The following is an 18602-nucleotide window of genomic DNA, read 5'->3' on the forward strand; positions in this document are numbered from 1 at the left end:
ACGCGCCATGCCTGATTACGATGCACTTAAAGATAAATTCGGGACCTTCTGTTTTTTTAACGAGCCCGCGGCCAATTTCACCACTTACCGGGCCGGCGGCGCCGCCCATGCGCTGGTCAAGCCCGCTTCCCCCGACGAAATGTGCTGGCTTTGGCGCTGGTGTCTTGAAAAAAACCTGCCTTTTCGCGTACTGGGCAAAGGTTCTAATGTACTGGTCAGCGACAAGGGGCTTGACGGAGTTACGGCGCTTACGGAAAGATTTTCACAGCTTACAATCTCGGGCAACGCCGCAACGGCGGGCTCAGGCGTTTTATGGGACGACCTGGCGCGCGTTTGCGCGGAAAAAGGCCTTGGCGGTCTGGAAAAAACCTCAGGTATCCCCGGTACGGTCGGCGGCGCTGTGCGCATGAACGCGGGGGCTTATGGCCAGGAAACATTCGACCGTCTTGTTTCGGTTGAGACTATGGACGCCGAGGGGCGCGTTTTTACGTTAAAGAAAAATCAAATCGCGCATGGTTACAGGATCGTGCTCGGGCTGGAAAACCTGATCGTTCTTTCGGTCTCTTTCGCGTTTGAGCCTTTGGGGAGCGAGAAACTTCTGGCGGAACGGGCCCGCATACTGGCTAAAAGGGCCGAAAAACATCCGCTTGACTATCCCTCGGCAGGCAGCGTCTTCAAACGTCCTGTCGGCGATTTCGCCTCCCGCCTTATAGACGAATGCGGCCTTAAGGGGCTTAAAATAGGCGGAGCGCAGGTGTCGCAAAAACACGCGGGTTTTATAATGAATTCGGGCGGGGCCACGGCGTCGGATATTTACCGCTTGATACAAAAAGTGCGGGCCGAGGTTAAGGCCAAAACCGGCATTGAACTTGATCTTGAACAGGTACTGCTCGGGGATTTTGAGTAGAAATACCGCGATATTGACATGCTCAGCGGAAGAAACATTTCAGGGAGGCGGATATGAAGAAAATGGCTTTTGTTATGATGGCGGCAATAAGCTGCTATCCGGTTTTGTGTCAGGCTTTTGACGCCGGTAATATTTCGTATGGTTTTGGATACGGTTTTTCCAGGCCTATCAGCGGGGAATGGGGCAAACAGTACAAAGCTTCTTCCGCGCTTGCGGTTTCAGCCGAGTACCAGGTTGACGAGGGACACCGGCTGGGGCTTGAGATCGGGTATGATTCCGGGCACCCGCACTTCGTTGTTACAGAGTGCAAACCCAGGGTGCTTTATTTCGCGCCTTTTTACAAAGAGGTCAAAGAGCTGGGCCCCTTTGATTTTTACGGGAGGATCGGCCTTGGCTTGTATGACAGGTGGACGCCCGCCTATACGGACTCGCGCGACGGTGCGAAATATTCCACCAGCTTCAGCGATAAGCTGGGTTATAACGGCGGTTTCGGCCTGATTTACAAGAAGCAGTCAGGTCTCACGTTCGGGATCGACCTGCGGATGCATAAGATACTGCGTTTTATCGGTATAGGGAACGCTAAAGTATCCGCTACAAATATTGTGACCACCTTCCGGCTGGAAAATATGTTTTAACTCAAAAACGCCGGGAAACAAAAAATTTTTTAGTTTCTCCGAAGGTAAGCGCGTTGAGCAGCAGCCAGATAAGCAAGACTCCGACAAGCATCAGAGGTATCCCCAAAATCGCCCCTATTACGGTGGAAGTAAGCACGGCGCCCGTTATTATAAGCGCCAACGCTACAAGGCCTATCACTCCCGCGAAAAGCAGTTTAAGTTTGAATATAAAGGCGCGAAACCGCGACATTGCGCTTCCGGCTTTCTGTCCGCCATGCGCGCCCCGTGAGGGGCTGCTTACTATCTCCGGTTCTATGGCGTCATCCTCAGCTTCTGTTTTTAAGGCCGGAGTACAATTCCTGTGCATAATAAGAATTATACTCCCTAAAGCGCCGCGCGCGCAACATTTTAAAAAATCACAATGTCTATTATCTGCACAAAAGCGCGGTAAAATCCGTTCGACGCCTCCACAACCATTTTCCTCACACCGCGAACCGCTGCAATATTGCCATAGTAAACTGCGTTATATAAATGGGCTTTACTATGTTGTGGAGCCGCAGTTATCCATTGTGTCCGGCTAAACCAGCCCCCGGCGTATTGGGTAATGCTAATTTTGCTGTGCGACCGGCTTTTAACATTTTTTGTGGGGGGGGCCGGTCCCGGACTAGGACGTTAATATCTTTCGGATGCCCTGTGCAGATTCAAAGTGCCGGGGTCTTTTGGCGCGATGCGGTGTTAGTGGCGCCGCTGCCCGCGACACTTTTGACGTCTTGCGGTGTCTAATAATAAATAACTGCAATTATATTTCAATGAAAGGTGACTGTGCTTATTTCTGAACCAAGCGACACAGAGTTGATTACCGAAGTTCTAAACGGAGATACCGACTCTTTTTCCGTCCTTGTCATCCGCCATCAGCAGAAGGTGCTTGGCTTTTGCCTTTCAATGCTCTCTAACAGGCAGGCGGCGGAAGATGCCGCCCAGGAGATATTCGTAAAAGCCTTCACCGCCATGCCCGGTTTCCGCCGTGGCTCTTCCTTCTCCACCTGGCTGTACCGCATAGCCTTCAACCACTGCTGCAACCTCCGCAGAAAAACCTGTAGAGCCAGACAGGAAAGTTTTGACGCCATGACCGAGGCGGCGCGCGAGAAAGCCATGCGCGCGGCCGCTCCTGAAGCGGCCCCTCATGAGGATCCTGAAATTGCAGCCGGGGCAATGGCGGCGCTGCCCGCCGCATACAGGGCCGTGGTAGCTCTGCGTCTGGAGGGGGAGAATTACGCCGAGATAGCAGTCGCGCTGGGGGTTTCTATGGATTCGGTAAAAGCCAAACTGAGGCGCGCCAGGGTAATACTGCGCGCCCGACTGCGACACGTTTTGCCTGAACAAGTGTCTAAACATACGGAGAGAGAATGAACCCGGATGATTTTTGCGCTAAATTAGAGGCCTTTCACGACGGCGAATTGCCGCCGGCCGAGGCCCGCGCCGTTGCGGCGCACATAAACACCTGCCCCTGCTGCCGCGAGGAACTGTCCCACCTGCGTGCCATGGAAGTAATTCTTAAACCGTGCGTTACAACTTCGAATATTTCAGTGGCCGTTATGGCGCGTATAGCTGTGCTGGACTCGGTCGGCGTGTACCACACCCCCGCATTCGCCGGCTGGTGGAAAGTCCCGGTGCTGGCGCTGGCGTCCTGCGCTGTATACGCGCTATGCGTTGAAACCGGGCTTTTACCCGTCAGCCAGTCGCCGCTGCTGGCCGCTGTGGCGGCGCATAAAGAAGCTGAAAAACTTTCAATTATGATTTTCGGCGGCGGAGAAACCGGCAGCGAACAGCTTCTGGCCATGTTACTTGAAGGAGGGAAAAAATGACCATACGTTGGAACCAGGTGGCGGTAGCCGCCGCGGCAGGTTTTCTGCTGGGAGCCGTCTTCTCCGACTTTTACCGCATGCACCGCATGCCATGGCCTCCGCCGCCGCACCACATGGACGGGCCCATGGAGATGTTCAACCACGAATTGGGACTTACAGAGTCTCAGCGGGAAAAAGTTTCGGCTATTTTTAAAAAGTACCAGCCGGAGATGGAAAAGATAATGGAGGAGAACAGACCCAAAATGGAAGAAGTGCGGCTGCGGATCAAGTCCGAATTGAAGGCGGTGCTTACACCCGAACAGGCTGCCAAGCTTGAGGAACTTGAAAAAGACTTCAGGCCGGAGGGACACCACGGTCCGCCCATGCGGCGCGGCCATGGCGGTTTCTGATACCTGGCCGCATCATAAATTTCAGCAGTAATAGTGACAGTAGCCGCAGCAGCGGAACAGGCAAGAGTTTACCGCAACGCCGATTCCTGCCCCGGCAGCTTGAGAGCTTTTGCGCCGCCATAAAAACTGCCGCTCGCTTTTCCACTGAATTTAAAGGCCCGGCTTCCACTTAGCTGGAATACTCCGGTAATTTCCGAAAACGCCTTTTTTACACATAATTACAGGCGGCTTGGTTATAAAATTTCAGGGACATTCGTTAATGGAGGCTGTTATGAAAAACCGTATAAGTTCATATAGTGGTACGGGCAGGCTGGGTGTAAGACTTTGCGCCGCCACGGGTTTTGCCCTTATTATGGCATCTACCGCCTGTGCGGGCCTTTTCGGTGCCAAAGAAATACCCAGCGCATGGAACGAATCGGCGATAAAAGTGGATGGAGACGGGGCAGAATGGGATGCGGATGGGATGACGGAAAAAGGAGGGTTGGCGGTTTCGGCGGCCAATGACGATAAGAATCTTTATATCTACGCCGCCGCCCTGGATCGCGACTCCGCCGCGCAGCTTTCCGGAATATTCAAGCAGACTTTCACGCTCTGGCTGGACGGCAAAGACGGAAAAAAAAAGGTTTATGGCATAAAGCTTGAGATCAAGGGAGTAAAAGAAAAGGAGGGGGAGGCTAAAACTCAGCCGTCCCAGGAGCAGTCTTGGGAAAGGAAGATGCCGGAGCCGAGAGCGGTTTCATATGAAGCAGGCATTGTGGACAAAGATGGCCCGCTGTTTTCGCTTGATTCCGAGGGCGTGGAATTCAAATCCGGGCTTAACAGAAAAAAAAGGCCGGTTTTCGAGTTTAAGATCCCGCTTGCCAAGTTAATTTCAAAAAACGTCGCTGTTGTGGGAGCGGGCTTTGAAACATCCGAAATAACCGAAAGCTCCATGCCCGGCAAAAGGAATTCAGAATCGGGTTCGGAAGGCGGCAGAAGCGGCGGTTCAGGTATGGGTGGCCCCGGGGGCAGATCGGGCGGCGGCAGACGTGGTCCTCCGCCCGGCGGTGGTTCGGGTATAGGCGGACCGGGCGGCATTTCGGACAATGGCCCTGGTATGGGCGGACCTGGCGGCGCAAACAACTCCGCTCCCACCCTGCCTGACCCTATAAGCTTCTGGCTGAAAATAAAGCTGGCGAGAAAAATCGTAATGATGCGATGAAAAATATCAGCCGTCAATATTTTCCGGCTGCCCTGTATAGGCTTAAAGCGCCGCGGCCTCTACGGAGAAATGCGGCGTTTGCGGCGCTGTTAGCCGCGCCGCTTTTGAGCTCATGTGCCCCGCGCGCACAGCTGGCTAGGCCCGGCTTTGTGTCTCAGAATTCCGTTCCTGCTGCCTTGGCGGAAAAACGCGGACTGTCCCCCGCACCGGGCGCTCAAGCTGTGCCTTCGGGGCGGAAAACGGACATAACCGGAGAAAAAGAGGATTCTTTCGGAGATTTCGGACATGACGACGACGATTTTGGCGGGCTTAAGCGGGATTGGCCGATGGCGCTTTTTATCGCGCTAATTGCTGCGGCCGTAGGTATGCTGTGATACCGCATACGGCCCTGACGGCAGTAAAAGAAGCGCGTTTCCAGACTGCTTCGCTGCGGTGAACACATCTATGACCATATTAAAAACAATACTTACAGCCGTGGTTGCGCTGCTGCCTGCCATTGCGGTCGCGCAGGAAGTAAAAACGCTTACATGGAGGGACTGCCAGGAAACAGCTATGCTGTCAAATCCTGTATTGGCAGGATACCGCCGGTTGTTGGAGTCGGCCCGCTATAGTTATTATGCCGGCCGAAGCCAGAGTCTGCCATTTCCCGGTATATCTGTTTCTAACTCCTATTCCCGCAATGGTTCCGTGAATTCCAGCCCTGGTAATAACTTTTCAGTCAATCTGAACGCGTCGGAAACATTGTTCAGTATGAAGTCATATGCCGATTTGGAAGTGCAATTTAAATCCGTGGAGAAAGCGGATGTGAGTTTGCGCGCGGCTTTGGCGGACACGCGCAAAAACCTGCTTACTTCTTTTGTTTATCTGCTTTACGCACAGGAAAGGATCGGAGTGATGGAAAACATCCTCGCTATCCGTGAGAAAAGCGCGGAGATGATAAATCTAAAGTATGAAAGCGGCCGTGAAAGCGAAGGCAATCGCCTGCGTACCGAAGCCCAGTTGGCGCAGGCCAAAGCGGATCTGGCGCAGGCAAAGCGTGATATGCTCACCGCCCAGCGCGGCCTAACCGCCGACATCGGAGCGGATGACTTTGTTCCGGTTGTCGCGTCCGGCACACTCTCGGTTCCCGCAACGGTTTCTGACATCGATATTGATAAAGCGGCGCTATTAATCCCAAGCGTGCTATCCGCAAAGAAGTCAGTGGAATTATACAGTCTGAAAGTTAAGCAGACGAATGCGGACCTGTTCCCCATTCTGTCAGCCACCCAGGGTCTCGGTTGGAATGGAGTGTCGGAATTGCCCGGGAACCGTGCCTGGTCGCTGGGACTTTCGCTTTCCTGGCCGCTTTTCAGTAATGGGCCGACCTATTTCAAAAACAATCTGGCTAACGCCAAAAGTACCATGCAAAAAGCGGAAGAAGACTACCGCAGCACTCTTTTTAGCGCCAAGACCAATTTACAATCAGCCCTGGCGGCGCTGGAAACGAATATTGAAAATGTGGCCACGGTTGCCATGCTGCTCAACGCCGCTCGGCAGCGCTATTCAGAATCTGAAATACAGTACCTCTCCGGCACAATGTCTTTTCAGACCTGGGAAGATGTGGAAGAGGAGCTTGTTTCTTCGGAACAGACCTATTTAACCTCACTCAGGTCAGTAAACATCGCACGTACGGAAGTTGACAGTTTGCTGGGGATACCGCTTGGAGACTGAAAATTATGAAAAAAATCATCATTGCTTTAATCGTTATTATAGTCGCAGCCGCAGGCTACCGGTTTTATAATCAAAAAAAACAACTAAATACGCCGGTTTACGTTCCGGTGACCGCCGAGCGCGGTGAAATAAGTGATGTTGTTGACACCACGGGTGATATAGCGCCTTTGAACCGTGTGGTTGTGAAACCCGCTGTAGCCGGCCGGGTAGATAAAATAATTGCGGAAGAAGGGGATACTGTTAAAAGCGGTCAGGTACTGGCCTACCTTAGTTCCACCGACCGGGTGGCGATATTGGATGCCGCGCGCGCCAAGGGCGACGAAGTGTTGGCTAAATGGGAAAACACCTATAAACCCACGCCCGTGCTTTCCCCGCTTGACGGCACGGTGATAAAGCGCGGTGTAGTTAAAGGGCAGACGCTGGATACATCAACCGAGATGTTCGCACTTGCAGATGATCTGATTGTAGTCGCGCAGGTGGATGAATCGGACATCGGGCGCATCAGGAAAGGGCAGCGCGCCGTTATCACGCTTGACGCCTATCCGAAAGACGCATTCCAGGGCACGGTATTCCAAATACTGCGGGAAGGAGTGAGCGTCAGCAATGTCATCACCTATTCCGTGAAAATACGCCCGGACCATGTGCCCGCTTCTTTTGCATCGGAGATGTCCGCAAATATCAAGGTTATAGTCACGCGTAAACAGAGGGCGGTGTTGCTGCCTGTTACGGCGCTCACCGACACCGAGGACGGGACGCGTTGCGTATACAAGGGCGACCCGAAACATCCTGTGTTGACCCCGGTAAAAACAGGCCTTGATGACGGAACTAATGTCGAAATACTTTCCGGAGTGGCGGATGGCGAAATCATCTTTTCCCCAGGCGATGGTTCTATGCCGCAACAGGCGGCCTCGGACTCAGCCAGTCCTTTTATGCCGAGCGGTCTCAAGAAAACCAAATCCGAAAAAACTGGCGGAAATTCCGGGCCTCCGCCGATGTGACAATGATTATGACTGAAGAAACTTCTCCATTAATAGAGATAAAAGGCATTAAAAAGGTTTACAACCTGGGTGATAGCGACCTTGAGATACTGTGCGGGATTGACCTGAAGATCCGCGAAGGCGAATTCGTGGCCATTATGGGCCCCTCCGGGTCGGGTAAATCCACACTAATGCACATAATGGGACTGTTGGACCGGCCTACGACGGGGCAGTATTTCATAGGTGGCAGAGAAGTTCTGGGCCTTTCAGACGAGGAAACTGCGTTTTTGCGCTCAAAAACCATCGGCTTTGTTTTTCAACAGTTTAACCTGTTGCCCCGCATGACCTCAACCGATAACGTGGCCTTGCCGCTTGTCTACACGCGTACGTCAAACCGTCAGGCCGTAGCCGAGAAATACCTAAGACAGATGGGACTGCAAGACCGTATGCTTCATCAGCCGAACCAGCTTTCCGGCGGCCAGCAACAGCGCGTGGCTATCGCCCGGGCGCTGGTAAACAGCCCGAAGATCATTTTTGCGGATGAGCCCACCGGTAACCTCGCCTCTTCGCAGACCGGCGAAGTGATGAATATTCTGAAGGGTCTCAATGCGGCGGGTATTACCGTGGTGATGGTTACACACGAGGCTGATGTGGCGGCCTGGGCCAATCGCGTTATTCACATCAGGGACGGACAGATAGTTGAGGATACCTCCAAACCTGGTGTTCCTCCGCCACCCGAAACCAAAAAATCCCGGCATGCGCCGCGCGGCTCGACAGGGCTCACTCCGGCCGAATTCGGAGAGCATTTTATGTCCGCGCTGCGGGCTATGGCGTCCAATAAGATGCGCTCATTCCTTACCATGCTGGGTATTATTATCGGCGTGGGAGCGGTGCTTGCCATGTTGGCGCTGGGCCGTGGCGCGCAGCAGTCAATGGAAGAGAAATTATCCAACCTTGGTTCTAACCTGATTGGTCTTATGCCGGGCTCGTCAGCGCAGCGCGGCGGGGCGTCCGGAGCCAGGACCAGCCGGTTTACGCTTGAAGACGCAAAAGCCCTGGCGGGAAATAAACGGCTTATCGCATATGTGGACCCTAATGTGGGTGGTAATGTGCAGGCTGTTTACGGAGCAAAAAACACGAACACTTCGGTAAAAGGGACAACTATCGCATACCCCGCCATGCATAACGCCAAACCTCGCTATGGGCGTTATTTCGTCCAGCGGGAAAATGACGAGATGGCGGCGGTGGCGGTTATAGGCCAAACCGTGGCCACCAACCTGTTCGGCACCGGGAATCCTATCGGGCGCACAATAAAGATAAACCATAAAAATTTCCGTGTGATAGGATTGTTGCCGGCTAAGGGTTCCGGAGGATTCCAGGACCAGGATGACGTCATAATGATTCCGCTCGATACCGCGATGAAACGCTTATTGGGAAACAAATATGTAAGCGCTATCTGGCTCCAGGCTAAGGATAAGAATAGTGTGGACGCGGCTAAAACCTATGTTACGGCTCTTATGCGCAAGCGTCACAAACTAACTGAGGATAAGGACAACGACTTTCAGTTAATGGATATGTCAGATATCCGCGAGATGGTGGGGTCCATGGTCACAACAATGACAATGCTGCTGGGCGTAATAGCCGGGATATCGCTGTTGGTCGGAGGTATAGGCATTATGAACATAATGCTTGTAAGCGTAAGCGAGCGCACCCGCGAGATAGGGTTGCGCAAAGCTATAGGAGCCACGCGCACAGCTATATTGACGCAATTCCTTATAGAGGCGTCCGCTTTATCTATTGCAGGCGGTGTTATAGGCGTGGCGTTGGGAGCGGGTTCGGCCTTGCTGTTGGCTAAACTGGCAAAGTGGACCCTGATAGTTACGACCGGATCTGTAATAATGTCAGTCGGTTTTTCAGCTTCGGTGGGTATTATTTTCGGGTTCTGGCCAGCCAAAAAGGCTTCGGAACTATCTCCTATAGAAGCGCTCCGTTATGAATAAAGACGCTGAAAATAAAAAAATCAAAAAAACCTAAAAAAATGCCCGGTGTAGAAAAATCCAGCGGCTTTCTTGACAGGGAAACATATTTTCTGGCCAAGGAATGGCTTTTGAAAACGTACCGGAGGCCCGCACACATTTTTAATCGCCGCACTTTCAAAAAATAGTGAATTAAACGGGGAGTAAACATTATGACAAAGGCGACAAAAAAGCAAAAAACAGAAAGATATATCACGATAGATTACCCTAAGACCAATGAAGTCATTCGGGGCGGATACTATGCGGTAAGAATAAGCGCTCCCCGGGGTGAGAAGGTTGAGGTTTTAGTTGACGGGAGTGACTGGACGCTATGCAGGAATGAAGCCGGCCATTGGTGGTTCGACCTTAGTGACCTTGCGGACGGCGAACACAAACTGGCGGCGAGAATACTCAAGGATGGAGAAGCCGTTGTTTCCCTGCGAAAGTTTAAAATATCATGCAGATGGGTTATTTAGTTGCGCTGGTTGACAACATCGCTGAAGCGGAGATTATGAGAAACAAGTGCGATTTATTTATTACCGACTTAATTCTATCTGATGGTAGTAGGGACGGATCTTATAAATTTAATCAGGGCAAAAAAATGGGGGAGCTAAAATTTTGCTTATAACCGGCAGTCTTACGCATGAAGAATGCCTGATCTATGTTAATAAATTTAAGCTCCACGGCTGTTTTGGTAAACCTTTTGGTGTTTATAAGTTTATGGCGGTAGTTGAGAAATCTCTGGGTGCATAGTTTTGCCACCCTGGGCTGTCCCGGAATTATGATTTAAAGTTGACGCCAGTTTCACTGGCGTACCGGTGGGTACCTTACACGAAGGAGTGCATCATATGCCCATGTCATACGTGTTCAAGTATGTCCGAAAACTTGGCAAAGTCTTATCCATAGCCTGCCTCCTGGCACTTATTTCTTCTCTGTGCCGTGCGGCTATTGTTTATGTGGACAGCTCCGATGATTCCGGCACGTACACCCTGCGCAATGCTATAACGACCTCCAACAGCGATAACGCGGACACAACTATCCGCTGGAGATACACCGGCGGCACAATTTCGCTCGGCAGCTCGCTGCCTAATATAAACGGGGTAACCACCCTTGACGTTGACAACGCCTATTCCGCAGTCACGCTTTATTCTTCTGACGACGACTACACGCTCGGCCTGGGCGGAACCGTAACGATAAGAAACGACGCCACGGCGAACCCAATGACCATCTCCGTCATACTAATAAGCACCGGTTCCCTGACGAAAGACGGTGACGGGACACTATACCTCACAAAAGACAACACTTATAGCGGCGGAACGATCTTTAAAAAAGGAATAATCAGCATATCGGAAGATTCAAACCTGGGCGCCGCTTCCGGCGCGCTTACCTTTGACGGCGGAACGCTGCATATCAGGGACGACGTTTCCTCGGCGCGCGGTGTAATACTGAACTCGGGCGGCGGCACTATTGACACCAATCAAAGTTACACCCTGGCTCTTACGGGCGTTATAAGCGGCGCGGGTGGTCTTACAAAAATAAGCGATGGGACTCTTGTCTTAAGCGGCGCCAATACCTACACTGGTGGAACCATGGTGAGTTCCGGCACGCTCCAGCTTGGCGCGGACAACACTCTTCCCATTTTCGGGGCGGTGGCGGTAACTGGCGGTGCTACTCTCGCGCTGGGCGGCTATACGCAGGCCATAGGCGGCTATTCCGGCGGCGGCACGCTTTCGATGTTGCTGCAAACGGGGGTTCCGAACCTCAATGTTACAGGAACCGCGGTTTTAACGGATGGAAAGCTTGTTCTTTCAATCAGTCCTCAAATTATACTCGTGGGCCAGACTTTCACTCCCATAACAGCGGGAACCATCACGGGAACATTCTCAACGATAGTTTCTCCGGCGGCAATAATATTTACACCCTCTTACAGCGGCAACGATGTGGTGCTGACCGCCGGATTGGTTCCCTTCACCGATGTGGCCGCAACCGCCAATCAGCGCGCCGTAGGCGCCAGCCTTGAACCTCTGCGCATATCACCCTCCGGTGATATCACAACAGTGATCGCAAACATGTATACCCTTAATACCGCTCAACTGAGATCGGCCCTGGACCAGATAGGCCCGTTTTCCCTGGCGTCCATGAGGGGGATAGGCATGGCTGGGGCCGGTCTCCAATCCGCCGCCGTGAACCAGCGCATGTCCGCATTGGCCGATGGTTCCGACCGCGGCGGATTCGCCTCTTACAAGTTCAGCGGCCCGTCGTCTTATCCCGGCACGATTCCCGCTGCCGCCGTCCGCGGAGAAAAGGCCGCTGCCCGGCAGAGCGCTGAGAAAGGGCCGGATATGCCGTGGGGTTTCTTTGCCTCCGGAGTGGGAACTGTGGGCAGAGTCAAGGAGGCAACTGATATTCAGCCCGGCTACAAATTTTATAGCGCCGGCCTGATTGTGGGTTCGGACTACCGCATAAATGACCATCTAGCGGCGGGTTTTTTTGGTGGCTATCTGGCAGGTCGCGCCTCCGTTTCTTCGCCCGATATCGCCACGGTGGACAACCGCAGCGCCCGTTACGGAGTCTATGCTTCCGGATACAGCGATACCTTCCATGTAAACCTGTACGCGGGCAGGGCGGTGGATTACTATACTACCGGGCGGGACATTGTTTTCGGCGACATTTCACGGAAAGCGACCGCCAAGCCCGACGGTGACGAGGTAAACCTGTCTGCAAACGCAGGCTACGACATCAAAATGGGTGGGCGTGCGGCTTTTTCACCGTACGCCGGCCTGAACTATGACCGGCTAAAGATTGATGCGTTCAGGGAAAAGGGCGCCGAAAGCCTGAACCTGAATGTGTCCGCCCAAGAGGCGGAGTCGCTTAGATCAAGCCTTGGGGTGAGATACTCGGATGTTTTCATAGTGGACTCATACCTGCTTGCGTCATACGTGCGCGCGGGTTGGCAGCACGAGTTCAAAGACCAGAGCCCGATAGAGTCGCAACTGGCTTCGGGAGCGGGCGGCGTATTTTCCGTGGCGACGGGGAATTTTGCGCGCGATGCCGCGTTGCTTGGAATAGGATTCTCAGTAAACTGGGGCGAGCGGACTACGGCCAGCCTGGACTATTCCTGCGATTTGTATTCCCATTTGACGGAGCAGGTCCTTAGTGCCGGCGTACGCATAAAGTTTTAGAAACAGTGGTAAAGGGGGTATGGCGGTTCTTTAAAACGCGCAACATTTATGTAAAGTACAGTTGATATAATATATATAAGGCAGGGGTTAGGGAACAGGGATTAGGCATGAAGGATATTGTGAATAAAATTGTTTTACTGGCGGCCCTGGGTTTTTTGTATTTGCCCGCGGGTGTTTGCGCGCAGGAGGAAACTCCGGCGAACGCGCTGCTGCTCCTGCCTTCGGACAAAACGGCTTTTGACACTAAATTCCAGTCTTTTCTGGCGTCTAAGGACGCCAAGCTGCTGCAATCATTCCCTCCGGTTGCGTTTATAGGCTATATTCCGCAAACGCTGGACGCGGACCTGGAGAGAAAATACGGGGCGCAGGTTTACAGGGACAAGGTGGAGGATATGTCCGAATTTTTCAAGCGCGGGGAAAACGCGGTTTTTGCCGTCAACGCCTGGAACAAGCGCTTTCTGGAAGATCCCTCGGCGGCCCCGGTTGTGGTTACCTCCAGGGTAAACCAGGCGCAAAACGGAGCAAAGATGATCCTGCGCTGGAACTACGTAATGAAAGCCGACCGTTACAGGCTGCAGATAAGCTCCGACAGCGATTTTTCGGCTAATCTGGTGGAAACTACGGTTGATGACAACTTTTACAATATCTATCCTGCTTTTTTCCACGAAGGCGTTTACTACTGGCGGGTGGAAGGGCTGCTGACTTTAAACAACGGGGAGAAAAAAGAAGGCTCCTGGTCCGAGACCTATTCTTTCGCTGTGCCGGGGCAGCCCGGAGCCCCAAAAAGTTCGGCCCCGCAAAAGGCAAAATTGCCGGCTTACCTGACCGTAAAGGGGGGGAAGGTTTTTACCTGGGAGAAAACGGCCAAATATTACAGGCTGCAGATAGCTGAAACGGCTGATTTTGAAGGTGTTATTGTAGACGAAATGACCGATAAGAACACGCGCAAGCCTTTATGGCCGGTTCTGGAATCCGGCAGAACATATTATCTGCGTCTGACCGCCTCCGACGGCGCGGGCCCCTATCAATGGTCGATTCCGGTGGAACTAAATCTGGACCGGGCAAATCCAGCGTCCCGCAGCGTCATGAAAATAAAACCCGCTAAATAATACCAGAAATTTTAATTTATGAAAAAGCGTTTTAACTCTATGCCGCGGGGTTTCCTGGATCGTTCTATCTTGCTGATTTTAGGTTATCTTTTCCTCCCCGCGGTTTCCATGGGAATGCCGGCCAATCCCAAGCCCGTCGAAGTTATGCAGTCCGACGGCGCCAAAGTAAAACTTATCCTCAGGGGCGATGAATTCCATCATTGGCATGAAGATGAGAGCGGTTATACGGTCTTGAAGGATACCTCCACCAATAACTGGGTTTATGCTGAACGGGATGCGAAGGGTTCGCTAAGGCCCGGGAAGTATAAAGCCGGGGTTAATAACCCGGCTTCCCTGGGTTTTTTGAAACATTATATGGACTCGGATAAGGTCAGGCGCGCGACAGAATTGCGCAATAAGAGGGATTCCTCCTCCGCTTTCCATGTTTTCGGCAGCCGCACCGTTACCGGAGCGCGGGTCTCCGCTGCGCCGGCCAAAACCCCGATACTGACCGGCACAATGAAGAACCTGGTGATATTAGCCGAGTTCCCGGACATTCCACACACCCATACTCAAGCCGAGTTTGACGCCCTGTTTAACCAGGCCGGATATGCCACCGACCATGCTCTGGGGTCGGTAAAGGATTATTATCATGAGGTCTCTTATAACAATCTCACGGTTCAGTCGGTGGTGACCCAGTGGGTAACCCTTCCTCACAACCATGATTATTACGGCGCGAACACTGCCGGCCAGGGAACTGATATCGATCCTCAGCAAATGGTAATAGACGCCATAAACGCGCTGGCTGCCACGGGGTTTAATTTCACCACGGTGGACGGCAACGGAGACGGAATGGTGGATGGTCTGGATATTATACACTCGGGCAGAGGCGAAGAATGGGGGGGCAATGATCCCAATTATATATGGTCCCATGAATGGGAACTGGATACGCCGGTAACGAAACAGGGTAAAACAATGCAGATGTATCATACCGAGCCGGAAGTGCGGGGCTGGGATGACGATAACACTTCCTGGGGCTTAACGCGCATAGGGACCATCTGCCATGAAACAGGCCATTTTCTGGGATTGCCCGATCTTTATGACACGACCGGCGCCAGCGCGGGGATCGGGGCATTCTGCCTGATGTCCGGAGGTTCCTGGAATGGTCCGAGTGATAATGGAGCTTCCCCCGCGCATATGAGCGCGTGGTGCAAAAAAACGCTGGGCTGGGCCACACCCGCCCAATTGACCATGATCGGAACCGATTCCCTGCCCAGAATTGAAGATAATTCCGGCGCTATGTACATGCTGCAGGATGCTTCTTTCCCGTCAACCGAATATTTTCTGGTGGAGAACAGGCAGGGCTACGGTTTTGACGCCTATCTGCCCGGCTCCAGCCGGGGCATACTTGTCTGGCATGTGGACGAAAGTATGCCCGATAACTCCGATAAAACGCATTATCTGGTAGATCTGGAAGAAGCGCATGGGGGGGTGCAGATCCTGCAAACTGATCCCAATGCGACCGGGGAAGACTCAGATTATTTCCGCTACGGCAATAAAACCATTTTCGGCGACAGCACCGACCCCAACAGTAAAAGTTATGGAGGGAAGAATCTGAAACTGCTGCTGAAAAATATTTCGGCTACCGGCAATCCGATGAGTTTTGATCTGGGCAGCACCGACACGACCCCTCCCGCCAATATCGCAGTTGTAAATGACGGGCTTACCGCGGATATCTCCATAACAGGTTCCTTAACGCAATTATCGGCTAACTGGACCGCGTCCAGCGACTCAGAAACCGGCTTGTACGGGTATTGGTATGCCATAGGAACTTCGCAGGGAGCCAATGACGTGGCAGGCTGGACTTTCAACGGGACGGGACTATCGGGACAATTTGTTACTAAAACCGGGCTGAACCTGATCAGCGGCACTACCTATTATTTCGGAGTTAAGGCGGAAAACGGGGTGGGCCTTTACTCCGCTGTTACCTGGTCCAACGGTCAAAGGGTAGATCTGGGTTCCCCTACGGATATCCCTTATGTCAACGACGGCACGGGTGCGGATATCCAATATGTTTCCTCGCTGAATACCCTGTCGGCCAATTGGGGAGCTTCCACCTATACCGGCGGCAGCATCGATCATTATGAATACTGCATAGGAACCACACCGGGCGCCGTTAATGTGGCTGGCTGGACGAGCGTGGGCGGCAATCGCGCCGTTACCAAAACCGGGTTGTCGCTTACGGATGGAAATACCTACTATTTCGGGGTACAGGCTTTTACCGCGGTCGGGCACTCGGGCGTAGCCCTGTCCGACGGCCAGCAGGTGGATGTTACAAGTCCCACGGCTAAAGTTATAATTACTTCCGCTTTGCCCGCCCGCCCCGGCGCGTTCAGCGCGAAGCTGATAGTTAACGAGGCCAACGGCCTGGCCGGCGCGCCCGCGCTTAAAATCGCTCCCGGCTGCGGCGCGGCTTATAATACAGCCCTGTCGTGGGTGACGCTTTCCACCTGGACGGTTTCCTCTTTCATCGAAACTTATTTTTCCACCGGCGCCGCCTGCTTTGTGTTTTCCGCCGCTGATCTGGCCGGCAATACCGGCACGGTTATAACATCAGGCGGAAGTTTCGATATTGACACTTCCATTTCCGGCGCGGCCGGCGGCACGGTGGCGAACAGCGATGGTTTCGGTGTGACCGTGCCGGCCGGGGATGTCAGCGGAAACTTTTTTGTAACTATCTCAACCGTGGCAGCCTCTCTTACCGACTCTGCCGACGCCTTAAGCCCCGGTTCGGTAAGGCTGCGCGTAAACGATCTTGTAAGGGATTTTTCCGCCAAAGACGCGCTTGGCGGGTCAATACATTCTTTTTCCGCGCCCCTTACGATAACTCTGCCTTATTCGGATGCCGACGCGGACGGCAGGATAGACGGCGACAATATCCGCGTGGACCTGGCCTGGATTTATTGGCTGGACGAGGCATCGGGTAGGTGGACTCCGGTAGCGGGAACCGCGCACAACACCGCGGCCAACACGCTGACGGCTGCGGTAAATCATTTCTCGCTCTATTCCATAAGAGCGCAGGCATCTTCGGCCCTCACGCTTGCCAACCTCAAGGCCTACCCGAATCCCTGCGACTTCAATAAAACCCCGTACCACTTGACCATAGTCGGCATTCCGACGGATGAAACAGCCCCCGCAATTTATATCTACAACTCGGCAGGCGAGCTGGTGCGCGTTTTAAAACGCGGCGCCGGCATTGACCCGCTTAACGAAGCCTCGTGGGACGGCAGGGGCAAAGGGGGAGGCAGGGCCGCGAGCGGGCTTTATATTTATATGGTAAGGACGGAAAAATACGGCAATGGAAGCGGAAAGTTTTTTGTGAGCTGGTGAAAAGTAAGTTCCAGTTAATATGGTCAAGATAATCTCAGCGTGTATTATAGCTTTAAGCCCGGTTAGCGCACGGGCCGAGACCGGCACTACCGCTATGCCTTTTTTAAAAATAGACTCGGGCGCCAGGGCCGCGGCTCTTGGCGGGGCTTACTCCGCGGCGGGCGACGACGCCGCCAGCGTTTTTTACAATCCGGCGGGCGCCGCGCTCGCTGACAGGAAAGAACTTGAACTTTCGCATAACGAGTGGCTTCAGGGGCTGCGGAACGAAAACCTGGCCTATGTCCAACCGCTTGGCAAAAACTTTACGGCTTTTGGCGGCGCGAACGTGCTGCTAAGCGGCGCTATGAATAAATACGACGCTTCAGGGGGGAATACCGGCTCTTTCAATTCCCTGGAAGGAGCTTTTAGCCTGGGTCTTGCGGCTGGTCTTGGCGGGAACTGCTACGGAGCCGCCGCCTTGAAGACATTTTACCAGAAAGCTGATAAAAACAGCGCCTTCGCCTTTGGGGGGGATGCGGGACTGCTGAAAATTTATGGAGATTGGAGTTTTGGCGCGTCGGTCTCCAATCTGGGCGCTAAACTGAAGCTTGGTTCCACCGCCTTTAGTCTGCCGCTTATTATACGGGCAGGCGCGGCAAACCGTTTGAACGAACAGTTTTTGCTTTCGGCGGATGCGGTGAAAGCGGGTGAGAGTCAGACCGCGTTCTGCGCGGGTGCCGAGGGCGAGTTTATGATCAGGGAAAACGAGGCTTTTTTTGTCAGGGCGGGGTATAAAAGCGGCAGGAGTCAGTACACCGGCCCCGGTTTTACGGCCGGCATCGGTATCAAAAACAATGATCTGCGCCTGGATTACGCCTTTTCCCCGTACGGCGACTTGGGAGACTCCCACAGGATAACGCTTTCTTTCCGTTTTGGCGTGACGCGGGAGGATATTCAGTCCACAAAAAAGTATCCGCGTCCTTCTCGCAAGCCGGCCGGAAAGCGCAACAAGCCGGCTGAAAAGAAAAAAGACAAAGAAGGCATTCCGCTGATATGGTAGTAAGGGAGTAAAAAAGTCGTGGCGTCTAAGAGTCTTGGAGTCAGGGAGTATCTTTAGAGGAGATTTTTCAACAGACTCTATGACTCCCGACTCTCAGACTCTTGGATTTTCACTGTAATATTTCGCAAATTGACAAATGCTGACACGCCATATATACTATGAACATAGTGACAAGGCTTCTGTGCCCCTTAATATCGCGCCGGCTTGTCTGCCACCGGGGCGGTG

At 53.0% G+C, this 18602-nt stretch carries 16 protein-coding genes; 15 read left to right on the forward strand and 1 reads right to left on the reverse strand.

The window, feature by feature from the left end; all coding sequences use genetic code 11:
* Nucleotides 1-7 precede the first annotated feature (7 nt).
* Nucleotides 8-907 (forward strand): UDP-N-acetylmuramate dehydrogenase, encoded by a 900-nt coding sequence (gene murB, locus NTX59_11130; protein MCX5786229.1) that lies wholly within the window; start codon nt 8-10, stop codon nt 905-907.
* Between the two features lie 53 nt (nt 908-960).
* Nucleotides 961-1542, forward strand: a complete 582-nt coding sequence (locus NTX59_11135; protein MCX5786230.1) for an outer membrane beta-barrel protein — start codon at nt 961-963, stop codon at nt 1540-1542.
* A 1-nt stretch (nt 1543) separates the two neighbouring features.
* On the opposite strand, the gene NTX59_11140 is transcribed toward NTX59_11135, so the two are convergent.
* Nucleotides 1544-1888: a hypothetical protein gene (locus NTX59_11140; protein ID MCX5786231.1), complete on the reverse strand. Its 345-nt coding sequence runs from the start codon at nt 1886-1888 to the stop codon at nt 1544-1546.
* 455 nt (nt 1889-2343) lie between these two features.
* Between NTX59_11140 and NTX59_11145 the strand changes: the two genes are divergently transcribed.
* From NTX59_11145 to NTX59_11205, 13 genes are all read left to right on the forward strand, one after another.
* On the forward strand, nt 2344-2931 hold the full coding sequence (locus NTX59_11145; GenBank protein MCX5786232.1) for an RNA polymerase sigma factor: 588 nt from the start codon (nt 2344-2346) through the stop codon (nt 2929-2931).
* Nucleotides 2928-3386 carry a zf-HC2 domain-containing protein gene (locus tag NTX59_11150; GenBank protein MCX5786233.1) on the forward strand — a complete coding sequence of 153 codons (459 nt, stop codon included), beginning with the start codon at nt 2928-2930 and terminating at the stop codon, nt 3384-3386. Before NTX59_11145 ends, NTX59_11150 begins: the two co-directional genes overlap by 4 nt.
* Complete coding sequence (locus NTX59_11155; protein MCX5786234.1) at nt 3383-3775, forward strand: periplasmic heavy metal sensor; 393 nt, start codon at nt 3383-3385, stop codon at nt 3773-3775. Before NTX59_11150 ends, NTX59_11155 begins: the two co-directional genes overlap by 4 nt.
* 271 nt (nt 3776-4046) lie before the next feature.
* A complete protein-coding gene (locus tag NTX59_11160) occupies nt 4047-4976 on the forward strand; it encodes a hypothetical protein (protein MCX5786235.1) in 930 nt (309 codons plus the stop codon).
* A 221-nt stretch (nt 4977-5197) separates the two neighbouring features.
* Nucleotides 5198-5350 (forward strand): hypothetical protein, encoded by a 153-nt coding sequence (locus tag NTX59_11165; protein ID MCX5786236.1) that lies wholly within the window; start codon nt 5198-5200, stop codon nt 5348-5350.
* A 70-nt stretch (nt 5351-5420) separates the two neighbouring features.
* Entirely contained in the window at nt 5421-6686 is a 1266-nt protein-coding gene (locus NTX59_11170; GenBank protein MCX5786237.1) for a TolC family protein, read from the forward strand.
* A gap of 5 nt (nt 6687-6691) precedes the next feature.
* Nucleotides 6692-7684, forward strand: a complete 993-nt coding sequence (locus NTX59_11175) for an efflux RND transporter periplasmic adaptor subunit (GenBank protein MCX5786238.1) — start codon at nt 6692-6694, stop codon at nt 7682-7684.
* Nucleotides 7685-7692: 8 nt separating this feature from the next.
* Nucleotides 7693-9663, forward strand: coding sequence for an ABC transporter permease (locus NTX59_11180; GenBank protein MCX5786239.1), 1971 nt, complete (start codon nt 7693-7695; stop codon nt 9661-9663).
* 188 nt (nt 9664-9851) lie between these two features.
* A complete protein-coding gene (locus NTX59_11185; GenBank protein MCX5786240.1) occupies nt 9852-10154 on the forward strand; it encodes a hypothetical protein in 303 nt (100 codons plus the stop codon).
* 372 nt (nt 10155-10526) lie between these two features.
* Nucleotides 10527-12860 (forward strand): autotransporter domain-containing protein, encoded by a 2334-nt coding sequence (locus NTX59_11190; protein MCX5786241.1) that lies wholly within the window; start codon nt 10527-10529, stop codon nt 12858-12860.
* 119 nt (nt 12861-12979) lie between these two features.
* Nucleotides 12980-13969 (forward strand): hypothetical protein, encoded by a 990-nt coding sequence (locus NTX59_11195; protein MCX5786242.1) that lies wholly within the window; start codon nt 12980-12982, stop codon nt 13967-13969.
* Between the two features lie 18 nt (nt 13970-13987).
* Entirely contained in the window at nt 13988-17338 is a 3351-nt protein-coding gene (locus NTX59_11200; GenBank protein ID MCX5786243.1) for a M6 family metalloprotease domain-containing protein, read from the forward strand.
* A 19-nt stretch (nt 17339-17357) separates the two neighbouring features.
* Nucleotides 17358-18377 carry a PorV/PorQ family protein gene (locus tag NTX59_11205; protein MCX5786244.1) on the forward strand — a complete coding sequence of 340 codons (1020 nt, stop codon included), beginning with the start codon at nt 17358-17360 and terminating at the stop codon, nt 18375-18377.
* The last annotated feature ends 225 nt before the right edge of the window (nt 18378-18602 follow it).

It is taken from the genome of Elusimicrobiota bacterium (assembly GCA_026388155.1).
In the GTDB taxonomy this organism is placed as follows: domain Bacteria; phylum Elusimicrobiota; class Elusimicrobia; order Elusimicrobiales; family UBA9959; genus UBA9634.

What these genes read in the sequence shown, in the direction of transcription:
- murB (MCX5786229.1), top strand. Translation starts at nt 8, where the DNA reads ATGCCTGATTACGATGCACTTAAAGATAAATTCGGGACCTTCTGTTTT.
- NTX59_11135 (MCX5786230.1), top strand. Translation starts at nt 961, where the DNA reads ATGAAGAAAATGGCTTTTGTTATGATGGCGGCAATAAGCTGCTATCCG.
- NTX59_11140 (MCX5786231.1), bottom strand. Translation starts at nt 1,888, where the DNA reads ATGCACAGGAATTGTACTCCGGCCTTAAAAACAGAAGCTGAGGATGAC.
- NTX59_11150 (MCX5786233.1), top strand. Translation starts at nt 2,928, where the DNA reads ATGAACCCGGATGATTTTTGCGCTAAATTAGAGGCCTTTCACGACGGC.
- NTX59_11155 (MCX5786234.1), top strand. Translation starts at nt 3,383, where the DNA reads ATGACCATACGTTGGAACCAGGTGGCGGTAGCCGCCGCGGCAGGTTTT.
- NTX59_11160 (MCX5786235.1), top strand. Translation starts at nt 4,047, where the DNA reads ATGAAAAACCGTATAAGTTCATATAGTGGTACGGGCAGGCTGGGTGTA.
- NTX59_11170 (MCX5786237.1), top strand. Translation starts at nt 5,421, where the DNA reads ATGACCATATTAAAAACAATACTTACAGCCGTGGTTGCGCTGCTGCCT.
- NTX59_11175 (MCX5786238.1), top strand. Translation starts at nt 6,692, where the DNA reads ATGAAAAAAATCATCATTGCTTTAATCGTTATTATAGTCGCAGCCGCA.
- NTX59_11180 (MCX5786239.1), top strand. Translation starts at nt 7,693, where the DNA reads ATGACTGAAGAAACTTCTCCATTAATAGAGATAAAAGGCATTAAAAAG.
- NTX59_11185 (MCX5786240.1), top strand. Translation starts at nt 9,852, where the DNA reads ATGACAAAGGCGACAAAAAAGCAAAAAACAGAAAGATATATCACGATA.
- NTX59_11190 (MCX5786241.1), top strand. Translation starts at nt 10,527, where the DNA reads ATGCCCATGTCATACGTGTTCAAGTATGTCCGAAAACTTGGCAAAGTC.
- NTX59_11200 (MCX5786243.1), top strand. Translation starts at nt 13,988, where the DNA reads ATGAAAAAGCGTTTTAACTCTATGCCGCGGGGTTTCCTGGATCGTTCT.
- NTX59_11205 (MCX5786244.1), top strand. Translation starts at nt 17,358, where the DNA reads ATGGTCAAGATAATCTCAGCGTGTATTATAGCTTTAAGCCCGGTTAGC.